Annotated in this window: 18 protein-coding genes and 1 pseudogene; 14 read left to right on the forward strand and 5 right to left on the reverse strand. The window is 64.1% G+C overall.

Annotated elements, in window-relative coordinates; translation table 11 throughout:
- Nucleotides 1-71 precede the first annotated feature (71 nt).
- Nucleotides 72-320, forward strand: a complete 249-nt coding sequence (locus AC3FOF_RS40450; RefSeq protein WP_346430263.1) for a hypothetical protein — start codon at nt 72-74, stop codon at nt 318-320.
- Nucleotides 321-527: 207 nt separating this feature from the next.
- Here AC3FOF_RS40450 and AC3FOF_RS40455 read toward each other — a convergent pair whose 3' ends face one another.
- A complete protein-coding gene (locus AC3FOF_RS40455) occupies nt 528-1223 on the reverse strand; it encodes a TetR/AcrR family transcriptional regulator (protein ID WP_488729822.1) in 696 nt (231 codons plus the stop codon).
- Nucleotides 1224-1342: 119 nt separating this feature from the next.
- On the opposite strand from AC3FOF_RS40455, the gene AC3FOF_RS40460 reads away from it, so the two are divergent.
- The 6 genes and pseudogenes from AC3FOF_RS40460 to AC3FOF_RS40485 all read left to right on the forward strand — a co-directional run.
- Complete coding sequence (locus AC3FOF_RS40460; RefSeq protein WP_488729823.1) at nt 1343-2218, forward strand: alpha/beta fold hydrolase; 876 nt, start codon at nt 1343-1345, stop codon at nt 2216-2218.
- The gene (locus tag AC3FOF_RS40465; RefSeq protein ID WP_488729824.1) at nt 2215-2613 is read left to right on the forward strand and encodes an FAD-dependent oxidoreductase; all 399 of its coding nucleotides are present in this window, start codon (nt 2215-2217) and stop codon (nt 2611-2613) included. Before AC3FOF_RS40460 ends, AC3FOF_RS40465 begins: the two co-directional genes overlap by 4 nt.
- A complete protein-coding gene (locus AC3FOF_RS40470) occupies nt 2610-3599 on the forward strand; it encodes a VOC family protein (RefSeq protein WP_488729825.1) in 990 nt (329 codons plus the stop codon). Before AC3FOF_RS40465 ends, AC3FOF_RS40470 begins: the two co-directional genes overlap by 4 nt.
- Nucleotides 3596-5359, forward strand: a complete 1764-nt coding sequence (mhpA, locus tag AC3FOF_RS40475) for a bifunctional 3-(3-hydroxy-phenyl)propionate/3-hydroxycinnamic acid hydroxylase MhpA (RefSeq protein WP_488729826.1) — start codon at nt 3596-3598, stop codon at nt 5357-5359. Before AC3FOF_RS40470 ends, mhpA begins: the two co-directional genes overlap by 4 nt.
- Entirely contained in the window at nt 5356-6141 is a 786-nt protein-coding gene (locus AC3FOF_RS40480) for a 2-keto-4-pentenoate hydratase (protein ID WP_488729827.1), read from the forward strand. Before mhpA ends, AC3FOF_RS40480 begins: the two co-directional genes overlap by 4 nt.
- Nucleotides 6142-6400: 259 nt before the next feature.
- A pseudogene (locus AC3FOF_RS40485) lies at nt 6401-6976 on the forward strand (ISKra4-like element ISBte1 family transposase); the annotation flags it as partial.
- Between the two features lie 632 nt (nt 6977-7608).
- Here the strand turns inward: AC3FOF_RS40485 and AC3FOF_RS40490 are convergent.
- From AC3FOF_RS40490 to AC3FOF_RS40500, 3 genes are read right to left on the reverse strand one after another with little or no spacing between them, the layout of a single operon-like run.
- Nucleotides 7609-9084 (reverse strand): efflux transporter outer membrane subunit, encoded by a 1476-nt coding sequence (locus tag AC3FOF_RS40490; RefSeq protein WP_488729828.1) that lies wholly within the window; start codon nt 9082-9084, stop codon nt 7609-7611.
- A gap of 4 nt (nt 9085-9088) precedes the next feature.
- Nucleotides 9089-12232: a multidrug efflux RND transporter permease subunit gene (locus tag AC3FOF_RS40495; RefSeq protein ID WP_488729829.1), complete on the reverse strand. Its 3144-nt coding sequence runs from the start codon at nt 12230-12232 to the stop codon at nt 9089-9091.
- Nucleotides 12233-12252: 20 nt separating this feature from the next.
- Nucleotides 12253-13410 carry an efflux RND transporter periplasmic adaptor subunit gene (locus AC3FOF_RS40500; protein WP_488729830.1) on the reverse strand — a complete coding sequence of 386 codons (1158 nt, stop codon included), beginning with the start codon at nt 13408-13410 and terminating at the stop codon, nt 12253-12255.
- Nucleotides 13411-13526: 116 nt separating this feature from the next.
- Here AC3FOF_RS40500 and AC3FOF_RS40505 point away from each other — a divergent pair, with 116 nt between their 5' ends.
- Together AC3FOF_RS40505 and AC3FOF_RS40510 are read left to right on the forward strand one after the other, a co-directional pair.
- The gene (locus AC3FOF_RS40505) at nt 13527-14273 is read left to right on the forward strand and encodes a response regulator (protein WP_488729831.1); all 747 of its coding nucleotides are present in this window, start codon (nt 13527-13529) and stop codon (nt 14271-14273) included.
- Nucleotides 14270-15361 (forward strand): ATP-binding protein, encoded by a 1092-nt coding sequence (locus AC3FOF_RS40510; protein WP_488729832.1) that lies wholly within the window; start codon nt 14270-14272, stop codon nt 15359-15361. The genes AC3FOF_RS40505 and AC3FOF_RS40510 overlap by 4 nt, the downstream gene beginning before the upstream one ends.
- A gap of 439 nt (nt 15362-15800) precedes the next feature.
- Here AC3FOF_RS40510 and AC3FOF_RS40515 read toward each other — a convergent pair whose 3' ends face one another.
- Nucleotides 15801-16295: a MarR family winged helix-turn-helix transcriptional regulator gene (locus tag AC3FOF_RS40515; RefSeq protein WP_276265006.1), complete on the reverse strand. Its 495-nt coding sequence runs from the start codon at nt 16293-16295 to the stop codon at nt 15801-15803.
- Nucleotides 16296-16801: 506 nt separating this feature from the next.
- Between AC3FOF_RS40515 and mhpT the strand changes: the two genes are divergently transcribed.
- The 5 genes from mhpT (at nt 16802) to AC3FOF_RS40540 (ending at nt 24101) form a co-directional block, all read left to right on the forward strand.
- On the forward strand, nt 16802-18016 hold the full coding sequence (mhpT, locus tag AC3FOF_RS40520; RefSeq protein ID WP_488729833.1) for a 3-(3-hydroxy-phenyl)propionate transporter MhpT: 1215 nt from the start codon (nt 16802-16804) through the stop codon (nt 18014-18016).
- Between the two features lie 66 nt (nt 18017-18082).
- On the forward strand, nt 18083-19174 hold the full coding sequence (locus tag AC3FOF_RS40525; protein WP_035806114.1) for a porin: 1092 nt from the start codon (nt 18083-18085) through the stop codon (nt 19172-19174).
- Nucleotides 19175-19543: 369 nt separating this feature from the next.
- Entirely contained in the window at nt 19544-21016 is a 1473-nt protein-coding gene (locus AC3FOF_RS40530) for a benzaldehyde dehydrogenase (RefSeq protein ID WP_488729834.1), read from the forward strand.
- A 69-nt stretch (nt 21017-21085) separates the two neighbouring features.
- On the forward strand, nt 21086-21919 hold the full coding sequence (locus AC3FOF_RS40535; RefSeq protein ID WP_488728670.1) for a p-hydroxycinnamoyl CoA hydratase/lyase: 834 nt from the start codon (nt 21086-21088) through the stop codon (nt 21917-21919).
- A 16-nt stretch (nt 21920-21935) separates the two neighbouring features.
- Complete coding sequence (locus tag AC3FOF_RS40540; protein WP_488729835.1) at nt 21936-24101, forward strand: acetate--CoA ligase family protein; 2166 nt, start codon at nt 21936-21938, stop codon at nt 24099-24101.
- The last annotated feature ends 7 nt before the right edge of the window (nt 24102-24108 follow it).

Here is a 24108-nt window from a genome sequence, read left to right on the forward strand (position 1 = left end):
TGAACCCACCTGGCATTTTCGGCTGAGAGTGGGCAGGCTTGCGTCCGCTACCACTATTTGCGGACGCAAGCATGATGGACAACGAATATGAGGTTCCGCCGCTGAGGGTGATCCGTGTTCGCTCCAACGGAAAGCGCGACTTTGACCCGAGGGATAAGCGCCAACTGGTCGAGGCGTGTCTGCGGCCCGGCGTATCGGTATCCGGGATGGCGCTCAACCATTCCAGCACCCGTCTCTGGCACCAGCGTTACCGAGGGCGGGGCTACCCAACGGCGCGACGGTCGAACTTGAATGCGGCGGGCAGGACGTTGCGCATGTGAAGGCGATGATCGAAGCGTTGGGAGCGCGTTGATGTTCCGTTTCGAACAGCGTCGGGCGGCGCCGTGGTCGACAAAGGCAACCCGCCGCCCGCCCGTGCACAACTCGCGCGACCCTCCCAACAGGAGCAAACATTGTCAATGTCAAATTCAACCGAGTAACTGTCTATCAATGCGGGGTAATCCCACACCTCCTAGCGTGGTTTGATGCTACTCTTTCTGCGCGATCATACGAGCCGTCGCTCTCGTTACCAGAGAGTCCTCCGACATGGTCAGCGGTTGCAGCGGGGCGAACGCGATCCGCTGCGCTTCCTTTTGCGGCACTCCAAGCGCGCTGAGCAGCGTCGCGACGGCATACTCCGGATAGTCATCGGCGGTTCCGCCAGCTTCCAGCCTGGCAATCGCCATTAGGGCCTGGCCGCCGATCAGGTCAAGCGCCACCTCGATCGGCACGCGATGGAAGCGCCGGGAAGCAAAACCCGCTTCCAGATGCTGCGGCACGTATTCGTAGAGCAGATTGTTCGGACTCGCCAGATGTAGGCCCGTGCGGACAATGAAACGCGCGAACAGGGGAAATGCGCGCGCCTTGTACAGGTAGAGCCGCACGCCGGTCGCGATCCGGACCGCGGGATCCTCGTACGCGCTGACCGCCTGCTCAATGGCGTTGATGAGCTCATTGCTGAGCTCTTCCGCGACGGCGATCAGCAACTCGTCATTGGTCCGGAAGTAGTTGTAGAAGGTGCCTTGCGAGACGCCAGCCGCCGCGATCACATCCTGGATCACGCTGGCACCCACGCCTTTCTCTGCAAATACCGCCAGCGCGCATTCTGCCAGGCGCGCCCGCATGCGCTCCCGTCGCTCTGCCGCTACGCGGGTTCGATGGTCAACCTTGCCTGCTTGCTTCATCGCTGCTTTGCGTCGTGTTCGTCGCCGCCATTTTAATCCCACCTAGGGAAAACGAGAATCTTGTCATAATGACAATAGTCTCAGTATGATGGGCGCATATCAGTTCGAGGGAGTGCGCGATGAATCTTGCCGACCTGCAGATTCCGTTAACCAGCAATACCGTCCGCATAGGCGGCAAGAACATCTTCTATGCCGAGGCTGGCGCCGGTGCGCCGTTGTTGATGTTGCATGGCGGGGGCCCCGGGGCCTCGGGGGTGCCGAACTACGAGCGCAATATCGCGGCGCTGGCGCGTCATTTCCGGGTGATCGTGCCCGACATGCCGGGCTACGGCCGCTCCACCAAGGGGCTCAGCCGCACCGACCCCTTCGGCGACTGCGCCAGCGCGATGCTGGGCCTGCTGGACTATCTGGAGGTTGACCGCGCCTGCGTGGTCGGCAACTCGCTGGGCGGGGCCTGCGCCTTGCGCATGGCGCTGGACCGCCCGCAACGGGTCGCGGGCCTGGTGCTGATGGGGCCGGGCGGGATCGATACCACGCGCAGCCTGCCGACGGCGGGGCTGAAGTGCCTGCTCGACTACTACAGCGGCGCAGGCCCGAGCAAGGAGAAGCTCAGCACCTTTATCCGCCAGTACCTGGTGTTCGACGGCGCGCGGGTGCCGCAGTCAGTGATCGAAGGGCGATTCCTGGCCAGCCTGGACCCCGAGGTGGTGGCCATGCCGCCGCTTGTGCGGCCCAAAGGCCTGCCGAAATTCCGGCTGATCGACTTCACGCGCGATCCGCGCCTATCCACGTTGCAGGCCCCGACGCTGGTGCTGTGGGGCACGGAAGACCTCGTCAACCGGCCCAGCGGCGCGCAGTCCTTGCAGAAGCGCATGCCCAACTGCGACACATACTTGTTCAGCCGCACTGGCCACTGGGTGCAATGGGAGCGAGCGGAGGAATTCAACGCCGCGGTGACGGCGTTCGCCAACAAGCGGATGGAGGCAGTGCAATGAGCGCCGCGGCATCCATCATCGTCGTGGGCGCTGGCCCGGTGGGCATGTGCGCCGCGATCGAGGCGGCGCGCCGCGACATCGATGTACTGGTCGTCGAGGCCAAGTCCGCCGACAAGGCGGCCGATGCCAGGTGCAATGCCGTGGCGTCGCGCATGCTCGAGACCCTGTGCCGCTTCGGCATTGCCGACCAGGTGCGCGCGGCGGGGCTGCAGGATGACTATGCCACGGTCGTCATGTACGCGACCAGCCTTGCCGGTCCAGAGCTTACGTGCATCGAACTGCCGTCACGCAATGAGCGCGCCACGGAGCGCTTCCCGGATGCGCGCTGGCGCACGCCCGAGCCCTTCGTGCGGGTCAGCCAGTTGTACTCCAAGCAGGAGGGCCTGTTCGCATGAAGACGACATTGTTTGGCCGCGTGCGGCTTGGCTATGTGATCGTTGAATCCAGCCGGCTGGCCGAGTGGAAGCGTTTTGCCGCTGACGGGCTGGGGCTGCACATCGATGAGGTCTCGGCTGACACGCTGGCGCTGCGTGTGGACGATCGCACCCGCCGTCTGGTGGTGCAGCGTGGCCCGGCGGAGGACGTCGTGGCGCTAGGCTGGGAGCTCGACGACGACGCGGCGCTGCACCTTGCGCTGGCGCGCGTGCGCGACAGCGGCGTCTCGGCGCAGCTTCACCGTGGCGACGAGGCGGCGGCGCGCGGCGTTTCGGAGTACTGGTCGTTCACCGGACCCAAGCGCACCTCGGTCGAACTGTTCACCACGCCCGTCATGACCGAACGCCCGCTGCGGATGAGGGCGAGCGGCTTTCTCACCGGTGCCGGCGGTCTGGGCCACGTCGCCATCAGCACCCGGGAGCCGGAGTCAATGAAAGGGTTCTGGGAAAGGATTTTCGATGCGCGCGTCTCCGACTCTATCGAGGACCGCCTGAGCGGCGTCGATCTCGATCTCACCTTCCTGCGGCTGAACGAGCGGCACCATACCGTCGCCATCGTATCCACGCGGGGTATACGCCTGAACCCGTTGCGTACCAGCATCCATCACATGAACCTGCAGGTGGCTAGCCTGGATGACGTGGTCGACGGCTATCGCCGCTGCCGTGAACTGGGTTACCCGATTGCAAATGCCATCGGCCAGCATCCCAATGATCGTGAACTGTCGTTCTATGTGGAGACGCCCAGCGGCTTCGAGATGGAAATCGGCTGGAACCCGATCGTGGTGACCGAAGAGGCCGAACGGCACTGGCGCCAGGCAACCTATCGCGGCATCAGCCTGTGGGGCCACTACCCCGAAAACCTGACGCTCGGCGTGTCGGCACGCCGCTTCGGGCGCGGCTTGCTGTCGCTGACGCGCGGTGAATTTACAGTGGGAGCGAAGCCATGAGCGCGCGGCAAGCGGAAGTCGACGTCGTCATCGCCGGCCTCGGTCCAACAGGTCTGGTGCTAGCGCATACCCTCGGCATGCGCGGCGTGTCGGTGCTGGTGCTGGAGCGCGAGCCGCAGTTCTACGGCAACGCGCGGGCCGTCTACACCGACGGCGAGTGCATGCGCATCTTCCAGTCCTTCGGCATGGCCGACCGGCTGCTGCGCGACATGCTGGAAGACGTCCCGGTGCAGATGATGCTGCCCGACGGTTCGTGCCTCGCCACGCTAAAGAGCGGCGACCGGCAATATGGCTGGGCGGAGAGCCACTTCTTCTACCAGCCGTTCCTGGAAACCGCGCTAGCCGATAACCTGTCGAACTATCCGACCGTCACTATCCTGCGCGGGCGCGAAGTCGTCGGGTTCGAGCAGGACGATGCGGGCGTGGATATCCGCCACATCGCCGCTGCAAGCAGCGGCTACGGCCAGGCGCCGGAGGCGGGTGGCCAGGGCCTGCACGCGTTCGAGGCCAGCGTTCGCGCACGCTATTTCGCCGGGGCCGATGGCGGACGCAGCGTGGTGCGCACCCAGCTTGGCATCAAGATGACGGGACGGTCCTTCCCCAATCCGTGGCTGGTGGTCGATATCAAGGCCAGGCATGGGATCGAAGGGCTGCGGCACGTGCCGTATTTCGCTTTCGTCTGCGATCCGGAATGCCCGACGGTGAACTGCGTGCAGCCGAAGGGCCATCACCGCTTCGAGTTCATGCTCGCTCCCGGCCAGACCAAAGAGCAGATGGAGGATCCGGCGACCGTGCGCCGCTACCTCTCCCGGTACGTCGACGTCGACCGTTTCGAGATCCTGCGCAAGCTGGTCTACACCTTCAATGCGCTCGTGGCGGAGCGCTGGCGCGATCGTCGCGTATTCCTGGCGGGCGATGCCGCACACATGATGCCTCAGTTCATCGGGCAGGGCATGAACGCCGGCGTGCGCGATGCCTATAACCTGGGCTGGAAGCTGCACGCCGTGCTGAGCGGAGCGGCGTCGGACAGCTTGCTCGATACCTATGAGCGCGAGCGCCGGCCCCACGCCACGGCGATGATCCGCGAGGCTGTGCGGGTGAAGGACTTTGTCTCGGTCTCCAATCCGGCGCTCGCAATGCTGCGCAACGGGCTATCGCGCGCCCTGACGCGGCTGCCTGCGATCGGGCCGTTCATCACCCGCGGCGACTTCATCCCGAGGCCGGTCTATCGACGCGGCGCCTACCTCGGCCTGCCGCGTCGCCGCTGGTCAGGGCGCGAGGGGACGCTGATGCCGCAGCCGATGGTGCGCGCCTCCGACGGCTGCCGCTATCGGCTGGATGACGTGCTGGGCGCAGGGTTCGTGCTGCTGGGGGCCGGTGTCGACCCGAGAGCGCTGCTGGATGCCGAAGCGCGCACGTGGTGTGACCGTATCGGCATACGCCATGCCGTGATCTATCCCTGGGGCGAGCGGCCATATGGTGCCAGCGAGCAGTGCTGGCCGACGGACCTGATCGAACTGGAAGATGTTTCCGGCGACTGGTACCGGTGGCTGAAGCGCGCCGGCGCCCGCCATGGCAGCGTGGCGATCCTGCGTCCGGACCGGTTCGTTTTCGGCGTCGTGCCAGGGCGCCGCCTTGACGAGGCCACCACGAAGCTGCGCGAACTGCTGGGTACGTCCGATACCTCCGTGCAGCCGGTGCTGCCCGATCGCGCTGCTTCCCGCATCAAACCATCCGTCCAGAGCAAGGAGGGCGCTTGAACGCGATCGAAGCTATCCAAGACGCGTCGCTGACGCTGCGCGAAGCCAGGGCGACCCGTGTCCCTGTATCCCCAGTCTCCGTGTCGCACCAGCTTGAGGGGCTTGAGGTTGCCTACCAGGTTGCGGAGTTGAATACCCTCGCGCGGCTGGAGTCCGGGCGCAGCATCGTCGGCAAGAAGATCGGCCTGACCTCGACAGCTGTGCAGCAGCAGCTAGGCGTCGACCAGCCGGACTTTGGCGTGCTGTTCGACGACATGGAGTTTCTCGACGGTGCCGAGATTCCAAGCGCGCGCCTGATCCAGCCGAAGATCGAGGCCGAGGTCGCGTTCGTGGTGGGTCGGGACCTGTCCACGCAATCACCCACCTACGCTGAATTCCTGAACTGCCTGGCCTACGCGCTGCCGGCGCTGGAGATCGTCGACAGCGCGATCGCGGATTGGAAGATCAGCCTGTTCGACTCGGTGGCGGACAATGCCTCTTCCGGGCTGTATGTGCTCGGCGACCAGCCGGTGCCCATCGGCGCGCTGGCGCTGGCTGACCTGGGCATGGCCATGACCCGGCAGGGCGCGACGGTTTCTGTGGGCGCCGGCTCCGCCTGCCTGGGCCATCCGTTGCGGGCGACCTACTGGCTGGCCCGTTTGATGAGTGAACGCGGCCAGGGCCTCCGGGCAGGGGAGGTGATCCTGTCCGGCGCACTCGGCCCCATGGTGCCTGTGAAGGCCGGCGACCTGATCCAGGCCCGTATTGCGGCGCTGGGCAACGTGAACTGCCGCATGGGCTGACCGCCCCGGAACAACGCTTATGACACAACGCAAACTGGAGGCCGCCATTATTGGCAGCGGCAATATCTGCACGGACCCGCAGCCCGGTCCATCGGACTGGTGCTAACCGTGATGGAGTTCCGTGCCGGTAGCGATGGGGTAAAGGGCTCGCTGGGGATTCTGCGCGGCCTCTTAGGGCTGACCCTGTCGATGATCCAGGACTGTGAATCCGGGCCGGGTTTCATGGTCTGCAGCGGCGACATCACCTCCAACACCAGTCAAGTTTGCAGCGTTGATGTCCTATGGCCTGACCGTCAACGTCCTGCAGGAGGTGTTGCCGCTCGCTCGTATGCTGGCTGCCAACTCGATCCGGCGCCAGGTCACCGCGCCCGGTCGCCGGCTGGAAGCGGAACAGGCTACCGATGCCCGGCAGCGGGTGGAGATGGCGGCGAGCATTCGTTCGCCCGACATCCCGGAGCCCAGTCCAGTGCGCGCGATTGGCGTCGACGGCGACTACCTTCGGCTGACGGGCCGCAAGCGCCACCAGGACGGTTGGTTTGAAGTGATTGTCGGCAAGTCCACGCGGGATCAGGGTGCCGGCCACAGTTTTGCCTACGTGCACAAGCTGGAGAATCGGCGGGCCGATCGCATGTTGAATTTCCTCCTGCGAGAAGGTGTGCAACCGGATCAACCGGTTACCTTTCTCTCGGCCGGCGGGGATACCGTACGGTCTGCCCAGTTCGGCTTTGGTGATCGCCTCGATTGGTTTCACATCGCCATGCGGGTACGGAACCTCGAACAGATGATCAAGAGCCGGCCAGCACACTGCGATGGCCCGAGCAATGCGATATTGATCAAGGTTGAACGATGGTATCCCTCCATCGCCACAGCAGAAAACCACCGCATTGCCGTCTAGTCAGCCCTCGCTTTGGCGCGCTCTCCTAATCGGGGTGATCGTACTCTCCGTGCAAAACATAGCGGTAGCAAGGCGTAGAGCCGCCTGTAGCGAGGTTTTTCGGCGCAACGCGTTTCGCGCGATCGGAGTATTTATAAGCCCTTGATAGATAATCACTTTCCGGGGCAAACCGCCAGAAAATGCACGGATAGTACGCCCACCCCATCCTGGCCTAGGCCTGTAGAAGGGAACCTGACGACGGTGACGCCGCCGGCAGATATTGAGGTCGGTTGAATCTCGAGATATCACTTCGTGACGACGCAGCAGGTTACCGTTCCCAGGTTGTGGACCGATAGCTCTTTGGGGGGAGCGGTTGTCGCGCATTGGCCAATCCCTATCTTCGGCGCACGGTATCGAGCCATGTCTCCCAGGAAATATCGCGCAGATCCGCAGGGGCGCCCACCACATCCTGGTAGCATCAGGCCAGCCGTCTTCATGCCCATGTCTGCGATATGGCGCTCCAGCATTCCTGGATCGTGCTGCGTCCCTTCCAATCGTGGACAAAGAACACGGCCTTGGATTGGGCGGTGTTTTTAGCTTCTTGATCCATCATTAGCAGTCCCGGAAAGCTCTTCTCGCTCACTCCCTAACGGAATGGGATCTGGTGCAAGGTCCTTTTCCATAAGGCCACCGCCCAGCGCCTTGTACAGCGCAACTGCGTTGCTGAACTCCCCTCGTCGCAGGTCCAGCAACGCCTGCTGAATCGCATACAGCTGGCGCTGAGAATCCAGCAACTCCAGTCTTCCCTCGACGCCCGCGCGGTAGCGCAGACTGGAGAGACGGACGCGGCGTTCGGCACTGGAGACCGCTCGGGTTTGCGCTTCGATCTGGCGGCCAAAGGTTGAGCGTCCCGCGAGACCATCGGCTACTTCTCGGAACGCAGCCTGGATGGCCCGTTCGTACCCGGCAATCGCACTGGACTTGCGCACCTCGGCCAGACGCAGTTCGGAGCGTAGCCTGCCGCCCCGGAATAACGGCAAGGTGATCTGGGGTGCAAAGGCCCATACGCGATGTGGGCCATCGAACAGGCCGCTCATGGCGGGGCTGGCGAAGCCCAGGGACGTGGTCAGTGACACGCGTGGGAAGAATGCTGCGCGCGCAGCACCGATGTCGGAATTGGCTGCCACCAGGTTTTGCTCGGCCTGGAGAATGTCCGGGCGGCGAAACAACAGATCGGACGGCAAGCCTGCCGGCAATTGGGTCACGACTGGCTGCTCTTCCAGAGACAGGGGGGCAGGCAGGTTCGTCGGCAACTCGGTACCAACCAGGAGCCGTAACGCGTTGCGAGCTTGTGCCAGCGCACGCGTGCGCGCCTCCAGATCGGCCTCAGCACTGGCGACCTGGCCTTCGGCCTGGGCGACGTCCAGGCCGCTGTTCTGGTTGGCCTCTTTCAACCGACGCGCCAGGTCGAGCGATTGCCGCCAGTCGGCCAGTGTGTGCTGGGCCAATTGTTGCTGTTCCTGCGCCAGCCGCTCTGCAAAGTAGGCATCCGCCACCGCGCCTACCAGCGAGATTTGCGCCGCCCGGCGCCCATGGTCGCTCGCCACGTAGCGGGCGAAGGCGGCATCGGACAGCGAGCGCACACGACCGAACAGGTCGATCTCGAACGCGTTCAGCCCCAGGTTGACACTGTACTGATCCTGAGTGGCCGCAGGCATGGCCGGGATGGCCCTGGCATTGGCGGCGGTACGCTGGCGCGTGGCGCTTCCGGTGGCGTCAATACCGGGCAGCCGCGCAGCGCGCTGGACGCCGTATTCGGCCTGAACAGCCTCGACATTCAGCGCAGCCAGGCGCAGGTCGCGGTTGTTGGCAAGTGCCAGTTCGATCAAGCGCTGCAGCCGCCGGTCGCCGAACATTGTGCGCCAGCCCAGGTCGGCTGCATCGCCTCGTGTCGCGGGGCTGTCCGCTGCCGGGAACGTCGCAGGCACCGGCAGCACGGGCTTGACCAGCGCGGGGGTCAGCGAGCAGGCTGACAGGGCGAGAACAAGCGGAAGAATGAGTAGTCGCATGGAATTAGCCCTCTTGTTCTTGATGGGGCGCAGGAGTCGTCTGGCGGGATGCGCGCCATGCCTCGAAGCGCTCCTGCATGCCCATCACGAACACAAAGAAGACAGGGACGAAGAAGACAGCCAATACAGTCGCACTGACCATGCCGCCGAACACACCGGTGCCGATGGCGCGCTGGGTTTCGGCGCTGGCGCCCATGGCGATCATCAGCGGCACTACGCCCAGGCCGAAAGCCAGTGAGGTCATCAGGATCGGGCGCAGGCGTAGCCGAGCGGCTTCAACCGCCGACTCCACCAGGCCCTTGCCCTGTTCGCGCAGTTGCTTGGCGAACTCGACGATCAGGATGGCGTTCTTGGCCGACAGGCCAATCACGGTGATCATGCCGACCTTGAAGAACACATCGTTGGGCATGCCGCGCATCAGCACCGCCAGCACTGCGCCAAGCAGGCCGAGGGGAACCACCAGCATGACCGACAGTGGAATGGCCCAGCTCTCATACAGCGCGGCGAGCACCAGGAACACCACCAGCATTGACAGCGCCATCAGTACCGGCGCCTGATCGGCCGACTGGCGCTCCTGCAGTGACTGGCCTGTCCAGGCGATGGCAAAACCGGCCGGCAACTGTGCGGCCAGGCGCTCCATTTCAGCCATGGCGGCACCGCTGGAGGTTCCGGGCGCGGCGTTGCCGGAGATGCGCGCGGCGGGGAAGCCCAGGAAGCGCACGAGCTGAAGCGGTGTCTCGCTCCAGGCCGGCCTGACCACTTCAGACAACGGCACCATGCCGCCGCTGGCGTTGCGCACGTACAGCTTGAGCACGTCGTCGATCTGCATGCGTGCTGGCGCATCGGACTGGATGATGACCTGCTGCATACGACCGGCGTTGGGAAAGTCGTTGACGTACAGCGAACCCATAGCCGTGGACAGCGTTTCGCTGATGCTGGTAAACGCGACGCCCAACGCTTCTGCCTTCTGTCGGTCGATGTCCAGACGGATACTGGTTCCGGCCGGGAGGCCATCGGGGTAAACGCCGCTGACGACTTTGCTCTGCGCCGCGAGTTCCAGCAGCTTGGTCTCGGCGGCCTTGAGCGCCGCATAGCCCTGGTTAGCGCGATCCTGCAGGCGCAACGTGAAGCCGGAACTGGTGCCCAGCTCGTCGATGGCAGGCGGCAGCAGGGTCATGACCGTGCCTTCCGTTGTGCTGGCCATGGCTTGCTGGGCCAGATTTACTTCGTCCTGGGCCGTAGCGCCGTTGCGCTCTTCCCAATCCTTCAACATGGCGAAGCCTATCGCTGCGTTTGGACCGGAGCCCGAGAAGCCGAAGCCGACGATGGTCATGTTGGACTGGATAGACGGGCGGGAGGCCACGTGCTGCTCAAATGCCTTGACCACATCCAACGTGCGCTCAGCCGTGGCATCTGCGGGAAGCTGAATGGCAGTCATGAAGTAGCCCTGGTCCTCCTCAGGCAGGAAGGACGATGGCAGTTGCCTGAAAGCCAGAACCAGGATTGCCGCAATGGCGGCGAACACCAGCATCACGCGGCCTGTGCGCGTCACCAGCCTGCTGACGCGCGACTCATAGCCTTGCGTCATCCGGTTGAAACGCCGGTTGAACCAGCCGAAGAAGCCTCGCTTCTCGTGGTGCCCGGGGGCGACCGGTTTGAGCAGCGTCGCGCACAGCGCGGGTGTCAGGGTGAGCGCAAGGAAAGCCGAGAACAGGATGGACACCGCCATCGACAGTGTGAACTGCTGGTAGATCACGCCTACCGAGCCGCTGGCCAGCGCCATCGGGATGAATACCGCCGTCAACACCAGCGTGATGCCGATGACCGCGCCGGTGATCTCCTTCATGGCCTTGGCCGTGGCGTCCTTGGGCGACAGGCCTTCATGTGCCATGAGTCGTTCGACGTTCTCCACCACTACGATGGCGTCGTCCACGATGATGCCGATGGCCAGCACCATGCCGAACATGGTCAGGACGTTGATTGAGAAGCCCGACAGCAACATGACGCTGAAGGTGCCGAGCAATGCAATCGGTGCCACGATGGCCGGGATGAGCGTATAGCGCACGTTCTGAAGGAACAGATACATGACCAGGAACACCAGCACCATCGCCTCGATCAGTGTATGGATGACCTTTTCGATTGATATCTTGACGAAGGGTGCGGTGTTGAAGGGAATCGAGTAGCTCATGCCCGCTGGCATGGTCTTGCTCAGTTCAGCCATGCGCGCCTGCACGCTTTCGGCGGTCCTGACGGCATTGGCACCCGGCGCAAGCTGCACGGCCGCGGAAGTAGCGGTCTTGCCGTTCTCGCGGTTGATAAAGCCATAGGACTGCGCGCCGAGTTCGACCCGCGCCACGTCGCCAAGCACAACCTTGGAGCCGTTGGCGTTGGCCCGCAGCACGATGCCCGCGAACTGCTCGGGGTTGGTGAGCTGGCCCTGCACCGTCAATGGCACCGTCACGCGCTGGCCCGGCAATGCCGGCGACGCTCCGACGCTCCCCGGCGCGATCTGGACGTTTTGCTGACTGATCGCCGACGAAAGATCGTTCATCGTCAGGCCGTAGGAAATCAGCTTGGCAGGATCCACCCAGATCCGCATCGCCTGCTCGGCACCGAACAACTGCACGCGTCCTACGCCCTCGATGCGGCGCAACTCCTCGACGATATTGCGCGCAATGTAGTCGCTGAGCGCGGTTTCGTCAAAGCGGCCGTCGTCGGACTTCAGTCCGATAATCATCAGGAAGCCGGACGATGCCGACTCCACTGTCAGTCCGTTCTGGCGCACCATTTGCGGGAGGCGCGGTTCGATGGCCTTGAGCTTGTTCTGCACATCGACCTGTGCCAGGGCCGGGTCAGTACCCGGCTTGAAGGTGGCGACGACCGATGCCGAGCCAGAGGTGTCTGCCGAGGACTCGAAGTAAAGCAGGTTCTTGACGCTGGACAGCTCCCGCTCGATGAGGCTGAGCACCCCATCGTTCATGGTCTGCGGCGTGGCACCTGGGTAGGTAGCGGAGATATTCACGGTCGGCGGTGCGACCGATGGATAGCGCGCGATGGGCAGCTTTGGGATGGCGATCAAGCCCAGCAGGATGGTGAACAGTGCGACGACCCAGGCAAAGACCGGGCGCTGGATGAAGAATTGGGGCATGGCTGTGCGCTTCCGACCGTTCAGAGCAAAGACGCGGCAGCAGCAGGCCTAGGCGCCTGCCGCGCGTGCACTGTCACTTCAATGCCGTCGGACAGGCGCGCCATCCCTTCGACTACGACGTTCTGCCCGGCGGAAAGGCCGGACAGTATGTGATAGCGCCGGCTCACCAGTTCGCCCAGTTCGACGGAGGTGAGGTGCGCCCGGTTCTTGGAATCGAGGGTCCAGACCTGCGGTCGGCTGCCGTTTCGCACAACCGCCTGCTGCGGCACCGTCAGCGCATCGGCATAGCTGGCGCGCGGCACTCGCGCGCGCACGAACATGCCCGGCAGCAGCAGACGTTGCGGGTTGTCCACCAGCACGCGCAACAGCACGTCACCGGTACCGGCATCGACGTTGATGCCCGAGAACAGGATGCGTCCGGTGACGTCATACGCCTCGCCATCGCCGCGCAACACTGCCACCGGCAGGCCATCGCTGGCGCTTGCCTGTCGCGTTGCCAGCGCTTGACGCAGCGATTCGAGCGATGAGGCCGGGCGACGCACGTCGACATAGACCTGGTCGACCTGATGGATGCGCGCCATCGGATTGCCGTCGCCGCTGCTGACCAGCGCGCCCTCGGTTACCAGCGCCTGGTCGATGCGTCCGGCAATGGGCGCTTCCACCGTGGCGAACTTCAGGTCCAGTTGCCGGCGCGCCAGCGTGGCACGGGCCTGTGCCACGTCGGCGGCGGCCTGGTCGCGCAGAGAGACTGCGTCGTCGTAGACCTGGCGGCTGACCGCATCGGCTTCTACCAGGGACTGCAGCCGCTTGGTTTGCACCTGGGCGCGCGCCAGCGCGGCCTCGGCCCGCCGCAGGGCGGCGGCGGTCGTGTCCATTTCGGCCTTGAAGGGGGCGGGGTTGATCTGAAACAGCGGCTGGCCGGCCTTCACCTCGGTGCCCTGTTCGAACAGACGGCGCTGCACGATGCCGCTGACCTGCGGCCGGATCTCGGCAATGCGCACCGCGGAGACGCGTCCTGGCAGATCCTCGCTCAGTTCCAGGCGGGACGCCTTAACAGTCGTGACAGAAACCAGCGGCGACGGCGGCGCGCCCTCCGGTTCGGCCTGACCGCAGCCTGCCAGCATCAGGGCCGCAAGCGCAATCAAGCCGCCATGGCGGCACAGTCGTTCGATCTTCATGTTGAATTCCTTCAGGCGCAGGCAGCCCTCTGCCCACAAAGAGGAACGAGAGTTTGCTTTGACCCGATGGCGTTTCGGCTGAGATAATGTGGAGATTCGATGGAGGCGGGAAGAAAATGACTGCCAGGCTTGAAAGAAACTCACACTGGGACGTTCTGAGGGAATCCGAATTTCTGGTGCTCATCGCCGAGGACGAGTCCGAGATCGCTGAAATTCTCGCGGCATACCTGGCGCGCGGCGGCTTGCGCACCATGCATGCCGCGGACGGCCAGCGGGCGCTCGAACTACATCAGACGCTCAAGCCCGACCTGGTGCTGCTAGACGTGCAGATGCCGCGCCTGGACGGCTGGCAGGTGCTCTCCGAGATCCGCCACCGTGGCGACACGCCCGTTATCATGCTGACGGCACTGGACCAGGACATCGACAAGCTGATGGGACTGCGCATTGGCGCCGACGACTATGTTGTCAAGCCGTTCAATCCGGCCGAAGTGGTGGCCAGGACGCAAGCGGTGCTGCGCCGCTCCGTGACGCGCGGCGATCGCCGGAATCGGCGGGTCCTGCGCGTGGCCCCATTCCAGATCGACCTGGAGAACCATGAAGCCAGCTTGCATGTGGCAGGCCAGCGCCAGCCGCTGGCGCTTACGCTAACCGAATTCAAGCTGCTCGCCCATCTGGCGGGCGCGCCCAAACGGGTGTTCAGCCGCACCGAACTGCTGGCCGCCTGCCTGCCGGAGGGGGATGCCATGGAACGCACGGTGGACAGCCACGTCAGTAAGCTGCGCAAGAAGCTGGAGGACCTCGGCGTCCAGGGAATCCCCGTTGGCGTGCGCGGCGTCGGCTACAAGCTCCAGAGCGGCGAATGAAACTGGTCGGACTGAGCCGCCAGATCGTGCTGTCCATGATGGCGATCGCGCTGGGCGTCACGTTGCTCGTCATTCTGACGTCGTACGCGTTCTACTTTCTATGGAGGATCTATTGGCCCGAGCAAGCATGCGAAGACAGCTGGATACCCACAGGGCCGGAGTGGGTGTGGATGATCGGCGCCACGATCTGCGGTCTGGCGCTGGCCGTCGTCGTGGCTGTCAATCTGTCGCGGCGCATCCTGGTGCCGCTGAACTCGGTGGCGGACAGCATCCGCCGCATGGCGCAGGGCGATCTGGACGCTCGCGCCGTGGCGGGCGACCGCTCGCTGGGCGAAGCCTCCCAGCTGGCTGACGACTTCAATGCGCTGGCGAATCAGTTGCAGCGCGTGACCGAGGAACAGGCGTTCTGGAACGCCGCGATCGCCCACGAACTGCGCACACCCGTGACCATCCTGCGCGGCCGCCTGCAAGGATTGGCCGAAGGCGTTTTCATGCCCGACGAATCACAGTTCCGCAGCCTGCTGGCCCAGGTCGAGAGCCTGGGGCGACTGATCGAGGACCTGCGGGTGGTGAGCCTGGCGGAAAGCGGCCATCTGCATCTGCAGGTGCGTGAGGCCAATCTTGCCGCCGAAGCCAACACCGTGGTGGACATGGTTGGGGACGCGCTCCAGGCGCGGGGGCAGCGCGCGATTCTGGAACTGGACACGCAGCCCGTACGCTGCGATCCGGTCCGCATGCGGCAGGCGCTGCTGGCGCTGCTTGACAACGTGCGCCGCTATGCCGTGCCAGGCCAGGTGCGAATCCAGTCTCATGCGAAGAATGGCTGGTGCGAGCTCAGCGTCGAGGATGACGGACCAGGCGTGCCGGAGGACTTCATTCCTCATGCGTTCACAGCGTTCCGGCGGGCCGAAGGCGCGCGCTCGGGCGGCAGCGGCCTGGGGCTGGCCGTGGTGGCGGCCATCGCGCGTGCGCATGGCGGGCACGCCGAATGCAGGAAGGCGGCTGGCGGTGGCACGGTTTTCACATTGATCTGGCCCGACTTGCCAGAAACTGGCTTGCCAGGGTCAAATCGCAGCGGACGCGCCTGAGAGGCGGGCCACGCGCACGCTTCACGTCCGCGTCCAGTTTTTGGGGAGTGCTTTCGGGGAATACGATTTCCATCGGCTCTCCTTGCCCCGCATCAGCAATATCAAGGGTGCCAGGTCGACGGCCTTTCAATTTGCTTGGGCCGCTCGTCCCCAGATCGCGAACCTCGCGATGTGGCTCGGCACTCAGTCGTCTGGCTCCGACGTTGCGACGAAGGTCCGCGGGCTGGACCGCTGGCCAGATTCGTTGGCGAAAGGGTCGATGGCCCCGCGCACAGAGCGGGTCCTGGCGACGACCTCCATCACTGCAATGTCCGGTGCAAATGCAATCGCACGACTTGCTTGCGACGCTCATGCAATTGCTTTCGCTTCCGGCATCGAGCATCTGCCATGTCGGACCGACTCAATCAGCCACAAGAGATACAAAGTTCATGCTGCCGAATCAATAGCGCAGATTGCGAACGCATTGCGTCAGCAGTTGGCGTAGCAGGGATACGTGCTGCGGATCGATGCCGTCAAGCATCTCCGTCTCCAGCTGTTTCACGGCCTTGTCGCACTGCATCAACAGCGTCTGTGCATCTTCCGTCAAGCCCAGCTTGATGATGCGTCCATGCGTCGGATCGGGCTCACGGATGATCCACCCGTTGGCTTCCATCATCTTGACGATCTCATTGGCGGACTGCGGGGACATGAATGACCGCTCGGCCAACTGTGCATTGGAGAGCCGGCCTCTCGCATGCAATACCGACATGGCAGTAAATGTTGTCAGCGTGATGCCATGCGGCGCCAGCACTTCACTCAACCGGCGCTTGACGATGCGATCGGTCCGCGCAATGAGATAGGGAATACGCGGTGGAACCGGGTTGGCCGTCTCCTGCCCAGCGACGGGACTTTGCACGACGGCGTTGACTGCCTTTTTCGTTCTTGGTGTTGCCATGGTGATATGCGGCGCGTCTTATCGCGTTCCAAGGGTCGTTTAGGGGTTTACACGCAACGATGATAAACCACTTGCAATATCAGGTAGGCTGATACTATATTGACAACCACAAAGAGGCAGCCTTGACCTTTTCGGCAACCAGCAACGCGACGGAAACTGCTTTCGCGGGGCTGGCCACGACCTGACAATAGGGAGACATTCATGCAGTGGAGCTTTGCAGGTGGCGCCTTGGTGGCCGCCGAGAGAGCGTTCGGCTCGATCATGGGCCGGGGTAACGATGACAACGGCGATCCCCCAATGGCCGCCCTCCTCGTGGCGTCGGTAGCGAGGCGCTGATGAACGGATATACGGCCATCAGCATTGAAGCTGGTCACGGCAGGGGCCACAACTCCCTGCCCGGTCTCGTTCTGCAAGCGCGTATCAACCACGCGTAGCAAAGCAGCTGTGGCGCTGACAACGCTGCGAACTTCCTCCGTATCTGATACGGCATCGATCAAAGAACCACCATGCAATCATCAACCGTAGTACGCACCGAGCCAGCCTCGGGCGTAGCGCTGACCCTCGGCCTATGCTTTATCGTCGCGCTCCTGGAAGGACTCGACCTGCAATCGATAGGTGTCGCGGCGCCCCGCATGGCACGCGAGTTCGGGCTGTCTGTTAGCCAGATGGGGTTGGCCTTCGGCGCCGGTACATTTGGCCTGTTGCCGGGTGCCATGCTTGGCGGACGCCTGGCCGATCGCATTGGTCGCAAGCGCGTGCTGATCATGGCCACGGCGCTTTTCGGGATCTTTTCTATCGGCACGGCACACGCCTGGGACTTCTGGAGCCTGGTGGCCATTCGCGTGGCCACCGGCATGGGACTGGGCGGCGCAATGCCAAACTTGATCGCGATCTGCTCGGAAGCGGTGCCTGCCCGTCTGCGCAATACCGCTGTCAGCATCATGTACTGTGGCATCCCACTTGGCGGTGCCATTGCGGCGGTAATCGGCATCGTCTCCGCCGGCGAAACGGGATGGCGTCACATTTTCTATGTCGGTGGCTTAGGGCCGCTGCTCGTGGTGCCGATGCTGCTGATGCTGCCAGAGTCGCGGCGCTTCGACGGACCGGAGGGAAATTCCGTCAAGCCGCCTTCCGTGGCCTGGGCGCTGTTCGCTGAACGTCGCGCGGCAGCAACCTGTTGTCTCTGGATCAGCTACTTCTTCACGCTGATTGTGCTTTATTTCCTGCTGAACTGGCTGCCGTCGCTCATGGTGGCGAATGGCTTGACCCGGGCGCAGGCTGGCATCGTGCAGATCATCTTCAACATCGGTGGCAGTGCCGGTGCGTTGGGCATCGGCATGCTGATGGACCGGGGTCATCCGCGAGCCGTCGTGTCGGGCATGTATGTCGGGATCATCGTCGCTCTCGCCACCATGGCGGCCGCCTCCGGAATGGCGTGGACGGCGTTCGGTGCGTTTCTGGCTGGCCTGTTTGTCACTGGCGCGCAATCCGTGCTGTATGCGCTGGGGGCCGCGTATTACCCGATGGCGGTGCGCGGTACCGGTGTGGGCGCCGCCGTCGCGGTGGGACGGCTTGGTGCGATTGCCGGGCCGATGCTGGCCGGACAACTGCTGGCAATGGGCAAGAACGCAAGCACGATCATCGGCGCCAGCATTCCTATCACCATCATCTCTGCTATTGCCGCATTGCTGTTGCTGCAGCGGCCTGCGGAAAGAGACTGACAGCGCCAACATCAACATCGGGAAGAGGGAGGAAACTAGACAATGAAAGAAAAGATCCGTTACCGCATGCGGCAATGCCTGCTCGTATTGACATCGCTTGCTGCGCTGCCGGCGGTCGCGACGGCGCAATCAGTGACACTGTACGGGGTCGTGGATACAGGCATCGAGTATGTGAATTCGATCGGGTCGAGCAGGAGTAGCGTGGTACGCGTCCCGAACATCACAGGTACGGTGCCGTCGCGCTGGGGGATTCGCGGCACAGAAGACCTGGGTGGCGGACTCAAGAGCCTCTTTGTGCTGGAATCCGGTTTCGCTCCGGACACCGGGGCATCGGGGCAAGGCGGCAGGTTGTTTGGCAGGCAGGCACTGGTAGGGTTGTCCGGAAGCTGGGGGCAAATTGCGCTGGGACGCCAATACACGATGCTGTTCTGGTCGATGCTCGACGCGGATATCCTGGGACCTCAGGTGTATGGCATTGGTTCGCTGGACAGCTATGTCCCTAATGCGCGCGCCGACAATGCGGTCTCGTACAAGGGAACGTTCGGCGGATTGACGCTCGGCGCCACCTATAGCTTCGGGCGCGACACCGTCAACGCCGGCCCTAGCCCGGTGGGCACGAACTGCGCGGGCGAGAATCCTGCCGACAAGTCAGCCTGCCGTGAATGGTCCGCGTTGCTCCAGTACGCGACCGGGTCCTGGGGCGTATCGGCGGCATACGACTCGCTGCGTGGCGGGCCCGGTGCGTTCGCGGGGCTGACCCGCAGCGCACTGAAGGACGATCGCCTTTCCCTCAACGGCTACGTATTGCTTGATCGCACGAAAGCAGGCGTGGGGGTACTTAGCCGCAACAACGAGGGGAGTTCCACGCCGCGCAGCGAACTGTACTATGCCGGGGTAGCGTATGACCTCACACCGGCCCTGACGCTTGCTGGTCAGATCAACTATCTGACATTCCGCCACAGCGACGACAAGGCGGTGCTCTTCGCCGTCCGCGGAACTTATGCCTTCTCGAAGCGAACGATGCTCTACGGCACGGCGGGGTACATCAACAATGATGGTCAGCTCGCCTTGTCAGTGAGCGGCGGGGCGCCAGGCGGGAATCCTCCAGCGGGCGGATCGCAATTCGGTGTGATGGCGGGCGTGAAGCACATCTTCTAGGGGGCGCTGATCATAGGCTCGCGCATTCGTGAGCCGATACACCGGCTTGGAACGTTTGCGCGGCTCGCCGGTTGTAAGACACCGATCGCCCGCGGGCTTGGAATGTTCGATGCGTCTTTCCACGCGATCCCGAATAGCAGGGCAAGGATCACGATGCTCCGGACTGATCGCGTCGAAGTCGATCCTGCAAAGATGAAGCATCTCGCGCCCTGCGCGTACGAGGTTGCTGAAGCGATCGTGCCCTCGCTTCCGGTGTCATCGCTAGATCAGCGGTGTTTCAACGTTCCGTCGATGTGGCGAGGTGTTCGCCACGGCGATCGGAGACGGCTGCATTTGACTACTACTTGACTATTACTTGAGACATCTGCCATGAGCAACTCGTCAGATTTTACGCTTGCCAGTGCCAATACTTGGCAGGGCGCGATCTTCAACGGCGACTGGGTCCGCGTGTCCAGTGTCCTGGACGTCGTCGAGCCGGCCTCCGGCCAGCCGCTGCACCAGGTCGGCAGGGCCGCGCCGGAAGACGTGACCGCTGCCGTGCAAGCGGCGCGGACGGCGCAGCGCGCCTGGGCCGCCACGCCGCCGCGCGAGCGGGCGTCCGTGTTTCACCGTGCTGCGGCCCTGCTGCAGGAACAGGCGCCTGTCGCCGCGGCACTGATCGCGCGAGAAACCGGCGCCATCCTGCCGAAGGGCGAGCATGAGGTGCGAGAGGCGATCGTGCTGCTGCAGCGTGCTGCGGCTATGCCGCTGGAAGCCAACGGCCGGGTGCTGCCGAGCGCGCCGGGCCGGCTCAGCATTGCCCGTCAGCTGCCGCTTGGCGTGGTCGGTGTGATTTCTCCGTTCAATTTCCCGCTGGTGCTGTCGCTGCGCTCCGTCGCGCCTGCGCTCGCGGTGGGCAACGCGGTGGTGATCAAGCCCGATCCGCGCACGCCATACGCAGGCGGTTTCGTGATTGCGGAAGTACTGGCCGCCGCGGGCTTGCCGAAGGGCCTGCTTCACGTGCTGCCCGGCGGCGCGGACGTCGGGCAGGCGCTGGTCGAGGCGCCCGGCGTGCCGATGCTTGCGTTTACCGGTTCGACGGCCGCCGGCCGCAAGATCGGCGAATTGGCGGGCAAGCATCTCAAAAAAGTGTCACTGGAGCTGGGCGGCAAGAACTCGCTGATCGTGCTCGACGACGCCGATCTCGACAAGACCGTGTCGGCAATCGCGTTCGGTGCCTGGTTCCACCAGGGGCAGATCTGCATGGCGACCGGCCGGGTGCTGGCCCACCGCAGCATCGCGGCGGAACTCACGCGGCGCCTGGCCGACAAGGCGCGCCACCTGCCGGTCGGCGATCCGGCCGTGGAGCACGTAGCGCTCGGTCCGATCATCGACCGCCGGCAGTTGCAGAACGTCGTTGACATCGTCGATGCCTCGGTGGCGGCCGGTGCCGTGGTCGAGGCGGGCGGAACCCACGAGGGACTGTTCTACCGGCCGACCGTGCTGTCCAACGTGAAGCCGGGCATGCGCGCTTTCGACGAAGAGATCTTCGGGCCCGTCGCGAGCGTGATCCCGTTCGATACCGACGACGAAGCCATCGAGCTTGCCAATCGTACCGACTACGGCTTGTCGGCGGGCGTGATTTCGGCCTCTGTGGGCCGCGCCATGGCCCTCGGCGAGCGGCTGCACACGGGCCTGCTGCATATCAACGACCAGACCGTCGCCGACGAGGTGATCAACCCGTTCGGCGGCACCGGCGCATCGGGCAACGGCAGCAGCGTGGGCGGCCCCGCCGACTGGGAGCAGTACACGCACTGGCAATGGGTGACGGTCAAGGACGCCGTTCCGCAGTATCCGTTCTGAACCCGGGCGGAGCGTCCGCGCGGGCGCTCCGGCCGATCTCTTCATTCTTTTTTCATCAAGGTGCAGGCCATGAGCAATCAAGCAGAGGAACAAACCGTCGTTTTCAGCATCGAGAACGGCGTGGCATGGGTCAAATTCAACCGCCCGGAAAAACGCAACGCGATGAGCCCGGCGCTGAACCGGCGCATGATGCAGGTGCTCGACGAGCTGGAGTTCCATCCGGAGGTCGGCGTGCTCGTGCTGACCGGCGAAGGCACCGCGTGGACGGCCGGCATGGATCTTCAGGAGTATTTCCGCGACACTGAAGCGCATGGCCTGAAGGGCACGCGCAAGGCACAGCGCGAGAGCTACGGCTGGTGGCGGCGCCTGCGCTGGTACCAGAAGCCTACCATCGCGATGATCAACGGCTGGTGCTTCGGTGGCGGCTACGGTCCGCTGTTCGCGTGCGATCTGGCGTTCTGCTCCGAGGAAGCGCACTTCGGCCTGTCCGAGATCAACTGGGGCATTCTGCCGGGCGGGGGCGCGTCGAAGGTCGCCGCAGAACTGCTCTCGTTCCGCCGTGCGATGTATCACGCGATGCTCGGCGAGAACATCGACGGCCGCAAGGCCGAGGAATGGGGCCTCGTCAACGAGGCGGTGCCTGCCGCGCAACTGCGCGAGCGTGTCAGCGAAGTGGCCCTGGCGCTGCTGAAGAAGAATCCGAGCGCCTTGAAAGCCACCAAGGACGCCGTCCGCCGCGTACGTGAGATGACCTATGACAACGCCGAGGATTTCCTCGTGCGAGCCCAGGAGGCGGCCAACAGTTTCGACGACGACGGCCGCAAGGAAGGCCTCAAGCAGTTCCTCGACGACAAGACCTACAAGCCTGGTCTCGGCGCCTACGATCTTAACCGCAAGCGCTGAGCGCCGGAGTCCGCCGATGAATACGACCCAATCCACGTCGCGGCCGGGGGTGAGCCGCGCGGCCATGGCGCGTCTGCTGAGACCGGCGTCGATCGCCATTGTCGGCGCCTCGCCGACGCCGGGCGCACTCGGCGCTTCGGTACTGGCTAACCTCCAGCGCAACGATTACGGGGGCAGGATCTATCTGGTCAATCCGAAGCGCGATGAGATCAATGGCCGGCCGTGTGTGAACTCGATCGAACAGTTGCCGCCAGGCGTGGATGTCGCCGTGCTGGCAATTCCACAGGCGGCGGTGCTTGACGCCGTGCGCCAGCTTGCGGACCGAAACGTGGGGGCCGTCGTGATCTTTTCCGCCGGTTTTGCCGAGGCGGGACCGGAAGGGATCGCGCAGCAGCACGAGATCGCGCGGATCGCAGCCGAGACGGGCATGCTCATCGAAGGGCCGAATTGCCTCGGTTGCATCAACTATCTCGACCGTGTGCCGCTGACGTTCATCGAGACCGACGTGAGCGCGGTGCAGGCGCAGCGCAGCCGCAGCGAGCCCGCGATCGGCATTCTGTCGCAGAGCGGGGCGATGATGGCTGTGCTCAACACCACGCTGACGAGCCGCCATCTGCCGCTTTCGTATGCCGTATCGACCGGCAACGAGGCGGCCAGCCATCTCGAGGACTATCTGGAATTCCTGCTCGACGACCCGGGCACCCGCGTCGTCGCAATGATTGCCGAGCAATTCCGGCAGCCACGCCGACTGCTCGACGCTGCGCGGCGCGCGCGGCGGGCGGGCAAGCTGCTGGTATTGCTGCATCCGGGCAAGAGCGCCGCCGCGCGCGCTTCGGCGGCCACGCATACGGGGGCGATGGCGGGCGACCATGCCGTGATGCGCACCAAGGTCGAACGCGCGGGCGTCGTGATGGCGCAGACGTTGGAGGAACTGGGCGATATCGCGGAGATCGGTTTGCGCTGCGCGAGCCTGCCTGGCCGCGGGACGGCGATCCTGGGCGAATCGGGAGCGTTCAAGGCGTTGTGTCTGGATGTGTGCGAGGCGCTCGGCCTTGACTTGCCCGTGATCGACGATGAGAGCGCGCCCGCGTTGCGCGCGGCGATGCCGCCGTTCGTCGCGGTCGCCAATCCGATCGATCTGACCGCACAAGGGCTAGTCGATCCGGACCTGTACTACCGCACGCTCTCGGCGCTGTTCGACGACGCTCGATTCTCGGCCGTCGTGGTCGGCCTGATCCAGACCGATCCGGTTACGTGTGCGATCAAGATGCCGCCCGTGCTGCGCGCAGTGCGGGAGCTGCGACCGCAAAAACCTGTGATCTGCGCGGGGCTCGACGAAGGGGCGATCGTGCCGGCCGAGTACATCGATCAGATGCGCGAACTGGGCGTGCCGTATTTCCCGAGCACCGAGCGTGCTTTGCGCGCCGTTGCCCGACTCAGCGAACTCGGTACGCGCGACTTCGCCGAGTCTGCGCATGAACCGGTTGCAGCCGACCTGCCGCGGCAAGGGGACGTTGTGCCCGAATACCGCGCCAAGCGGATCCTCGCACCACTCGGCATTCCGTTTGCGCCCGGCGAGCTGGCCACGAACCTCGATGCCGCGCTGACGATCGCGGATCGGATTGGCTACCCGATCGCGCTAAAGATGCAAGCGGTCGAGTTGAGCCACAAGAGCGACGTCGGCGGCGTGATACTCGGTGTCGACTGCGCCGACAATCTGCGCGCAGCTTGGATGCAGCTCGACGACAATTTGAAGCGACATGCGCCGGACGTGGTGCTCGACGGTGTGCTGGTCGAGAAGATGGGCAGCCGCGGTCTTGAGATGATCGTCGGCGCGCGTAACGATCCGCAATGGGGGCCTGTGATCCTGGTTGGCCTCGGTGGCGTCACGGCGGAGATAACGCGTGATGTACGTCTGCTGGCCCACGATTTGCCGATGGAAGCGGTCGTGCACGAGTTGAGGCAATTGCGGGGCGCTGCCTTGCTGCAAGGATATCGGGGAGAGCCGCCGCTTGACGTGGACGCGCTAGCGCGGGTGGTGGCAAACCTTGGCGCGCTGCTGCAATCCGAACCCCGCATCCGTGAGATCGACCTGAATCCGGTGATTGTTTATCGACAAGGTTCCGGCGTACTTGCATTGGACGCGTTGATGCTCGTGAAGCCGTGCGAATTGTCAACTTGATTGTCAA

The organism is Cupriavidus sp. 96C5-1, assembly GCF_057798855.1.